Genomic DNA, 519 nt, shown 5'->3' with positions numbered 1-519 from the left:
TTTGAGGTTTCCGAGGAGGAAGAGGGGCAGGCCGTCTCCTGCCCCGAGTGCGGCTTTAGCTTTGTGCCCGACTGGAGCGAAGTGGAAGAGGAGGACGAGGAATGGTAGCCACCTGTCCGGAGTGCGGTGCGGAACTTAGGCTGGAGAACCCTGAGCTGGGCGAGCTTTTGGTCTGCGAGGATTGCGGGGCGGAGCTGGAGGTGGTCTCCCTAGACCCCTTGCGCCTGGAGCCCGCCCCCGAGGAGGCGGAGGACTGGGGCGAGTAGATCCCCATGCTGGCCATCCTGTACGACCGCATCCGGCCCGACGAAAGGATGCTCTTTGAACGGGCCGAGGCCCTGGGGATTCCCTTTAAGAAGGTCTACGTCCCCGCCCTGCGGATGGTCCTGGGGGAGCCCCCTAAGGAGCTAGAGGGGGTCACCGTGGCCCTGGAGCGGTGCGTGAGCCAGAGCCGGGGCCTGGCGGCCGCCCGCTACCTCGAGGCCCTGGGCATCCCCGTGGTGAACCGCCCCCAGGTGA

At 66.9% G+C, this 519-nt stretch carries 1 protein-coding gene and 2 pseudogenes; all 3 read left to right on the top strand.

From position 1 onward, the window contains the following. Positions 1-108 (top strand): annotated as a pseudogene (locus ABWU19_RS15065) (paraquat-inducible protein A); the annotation flags it as partial. Next, the gene (lysW, locus tag ABWU19_RS15060; RefSeq protein ID WP_016330122.1) at positions 102-266 is read left to right on the top strand and encodes a lysine biosynthesis protein LysW; all 165 of its coding nucleotides are present in this window, start codon (positions 102-104) and stop codon (positions 264-266) included. The pseudogene ABWU19_RS15065 and the gene lysW, both read left to right, overlap by 7 nt. 6 nt (positions 267-272) lie before the next feature. Continuing rightward, positions 273-519: pseudogene (locus tag ABWU19_RS15055) on the top strand (lysine biosynthesis protein LysX); the annotation flags it as partial.

Origin of the sequence: Meiothermus cerbereus (assembly GCF_051297115.1) — a bacterium.
Taxonomy (GTDB): domain Bacteria; phylum Deinococcota; class Deinococci; order Deinococcales; family Thermaceae; genus Meiothermus; species Meiothermus cerbereus_A.
This window is presented reverse-complemented; position numbering and strand designations above follow the sequence as displayed.